Genomic DNA, 2,792 nt, shown 5'->3' on the forward strand with positions numbered 1-2,792 from the left:
GCGTACGCCTGGCTGCGCGAGCACGCCCCCGTGCACCCCTTGACGCTACTAGGGGCGTGACGGGGCGGCTCAGTGGTGGCCGGAGCCGCCGCTGCCGAAGCCGCCGCTGCCGCCCGGGTTCCACTTCTTCCGCTCCTCGGAGGGCTCCTCCGGATGGCTGCCGGGGTTGCGGACCTCGTGCGGAAGCACCCGCTCCCCATTGGCCTCGGGGTGCAGTTCGTCCGCCTCGCGGTGCTCGGTGATGTAGCCGACCCTGTTCTCCTCGTCGTCGTTGTGGCCCGGGCCGTGGTCGGGCGAGGTGGGGCCGGTGTCGTGCTCCTGCCGGGTCTGCCAGGCGCCCTGCCTGCGCTGCGGCTGCGACGGCGGGGGCGGTTCCTGGTCGCGCTTCCGGAAGCCCTTGACCACGGCCACGATCAGCAGGGCGACGACGAAGAGGCCCACGATGAACTGGACGATCCCGCCGGCCCAGTGCGGGGCGGCGAGGTCGGTGAGGTCTGCGGGGCCGGCGAGGTGTACGTACTGAATGCGCATGCCATGCGGGTACCCGCCCTCCGCCCGGACAAGACGGTCCGTAGGCCGAACGGGTGCCCGAGCGTGAGGGCGGCACCACGGTGTGCATACTTACGTTCGAATTTGATCATTTCGGTCTCTCTGCGCAAAGGAACCCCTGTGCACGTTCGCCCCCGCCGGGTCGCCCTCGCGGCCCTGGTCGCCGCCTCGTCGCTGCTGCTGGCCGCCTGCGACGGCGGCTCCGGCTCCGCCTCCGGTAAGAGCGCGGACTCCGGAAAGAAGGACAAGGGCGCGGCCTCCGCGCCCGCGGCGCCCGCCTCCATCACGGCCGACCAGGCCCAGCAGGCGCTCGTCGCCCTCGCGGACCTGCCGGCCGGCTGGAAGCTGGAGCCGAACACGGGCCTGGACAAGTCGCAGGGCGGCGGGGAGGAGCAGATCACCAACGGCTCCCGCCCCGAGTGCGCGCCGATCACCACCGTCCTCAACACGGGCCGGCTGGAGGAGGACCACAAGGCGAACGCCCAGGTGGTCTTCACCAAGAAGGGCGATCAGACGACCGTGGCCCAGGACGTCAGCGGCTACGAGCGGGCGCAGGCCGAGAAGGCCATGGCCGGGCTGCGGACCGCGGTCGAGAAGTGCGCTTCCTTCGACGCCAAGGACAGCGGCAAGAAGGCCACGGTGAAGGTGAAGAAGCCCGCCGGGCAGCAGCAGACGTACGGCGACGAGTCGGTCTCCTACGCGGTGACCGTCGTCTCGGGCAACATGCAGATGGACTTCGACCTCGGCACGGTCCGCAGCCACGGCGCGATCACGACGGTGCTGAACAACTACAGCGACCACGGGGACCGCGGCAAGGAGGCGTTCGGCAAGGCCCTGGCCAAGGCCGCGGAGAAGCTGACGGCGGCGGCAGCGAAGACGGCCTGAGGACGAGGGCGGGGCCCCTTTGCTGTTCGGGCGCCCCGTTCGCCCATGCGTCTTGCCGCAGGCAAGAAGACCCGCCGCAACGGCGCTCAGCCACGGCGGCGGCACCCGGCGGTGCCGGACCGGCCATGGCCGTACGTACCCTTAAAAACCCTCCGCGGAGCGGATCGCGTCGCGGTACGTGCGCGCCGCCGCCCGCAGCGCCGTCTCCGGTTCGATGCCCGACGCCTCGGCCCGTACGGCCAGGGCGAGCAGTTCGTAGCCGATGCCGTCGCCCGGGGGGACGGGGACGTCCAGGCCCTGCGAGCGGGCCCGGGAGGCGAGCTTCGCCGCGAGGGCGAGCGCCGGCTGGCCGAGCGGGACGCCCTCGGTCACCGACTCGCGCCCCTTCTCCTCGGCCTTCGTCCGCATCCAGTGCGCCCGGACGTCCTCCGGGGTCTCCGCGGACTCCTCGCCGAAGACGTGCGGGTGCCGGTGGATGAGCTTGTCGACGATCTCACCGGCGACGTCGTCGACGGAGAACGGCGCGTCCGGGTCGTCCTGCGCGATCCGCGCGTGGAAGACGACCTGCAGCAGGACGTCGCCCAGTTCCTCCCGCAGCGCCTCCCGGTCCCCCGTCTCGATCGCCTCCAGGAGCTCGTACGTCTCCTCCAGGGCGTACTTCGCGAGGTCCTCGTGCGTACGGATCCCGCTCCACGGGCAGGCCACCCGGATCCGGTCCATGACCTGCACCAGGTCCAGCAGGCGCGCCCCGGGGAGGTCGTACGAACCGGGCAGCAGCTCCAGCGCCGGCATCGTCTCGCGGCCGGAGCCGGCGAGCCGGGCGAGGCCGTCGGTGAGCACGGAGTCGCCCTCGGCGGAGGTGAGGACGACGGCGCTGCGCCGCCCGCTCGCGCAGAAGTCGACCAGCTCGCGGGCCGTGGCGGAGCCGTGCTCGACCTCGATGCCGGCCTCCCGCAGATACGGCAGCTGCGGGTGGCCGGCGTCGGCGCACAGCACCCGGTCGGCGGCGCGGAGGGCCTGCCACGCGGGCCAGGACAGCAGCCCCGGGGCGACCCGGTGGCTGGTGGTGAGCAGGACGATGCGGCCCGGTGCGGAGTCGGCGGAGTCGTTCACACCGCCGAGCCTAGGCGACCGCGACCCGGACGGCTCCGCCGGGCGACGGACTCACGCCGGGCCCGGGCCGGGGTGCGTCCGGGGCGTCTGGTGCGTCCGGGGCGTCCGGGGCGTCTCCGGCTCAAGCCGGCCGGTCGGCCGCCGCGCCCGCCGCGGACCGCAGCCACGGCTCCAGCGCCGTCTGCGCGGTGCCGCGCTTGCCGTCCCACACGCCGTAGCGCGGGTTCACGTTCACGTGCAGGGCG

3 protein-coding genes are annotated in these 2,792 nt (G+C 73.3%); 1 reads left to right on the forward strand and 2 read right to left on the reverse strand.

What is annotated here, in order from left to right; all coding sequences use genetic code 11:
• Positions 1-69 precede the first annotated feature (69 nt).
• Positions 70-531, reverse strand: coding sequence for a DUF6479 family protein (locus tag ACSNOH_RS34285; protein ID WP_436725359.1), 462 nt, complete (start codon positions 529-531; stop codon positions 70-72).
• Between the two features lie 138 nt (positions 532-669).
• Between ACSNOH_RS34285 and ACSNOH_RS34290 the strand changes: the two genes are divergently transcribed.
• On the forward strand, positions 670-1,434 hold the full coding sequence (locus tag ACSNOH_RS34290; protein WP_436725360.1) for a hypothetical protein: 765 nt from the start codon (positions 670-672) through the stop codon (positions 1,432-1,434).
• 141 nt (positions 1,435-1,575) lie between these two features.
• On the opposite strand, the gene ACSNOH_RS34295 is transcribed toward ACSNOH_RS34290, so the two are convergent.
• Positions 1,576-2,547 carry a nucleoside triphosphate pyrophosphohydrolase gene (locus tag ACSNOH_RS34295; RefSeq protein WP_436725361.1) on the reverse strand — a complete coding sequence of 324 codons (972 nt, stop codon included), beginning with the start codon at positions 2,545-2,547 and terminating at the stop codon, positions 1,576-1,578.
• Between the last annotated feature and the right edge of the window lie 245 nt (positions 2,548-2,792).

Source organism: Streptomyces sp. URMC 127 (assembly GCF_051386535.1).
Classification (GTDB): Bacteria; Actinomycetota; Actinomycetes; order Streptomycetales; family Streptomycetaceae; genus Streptomyces.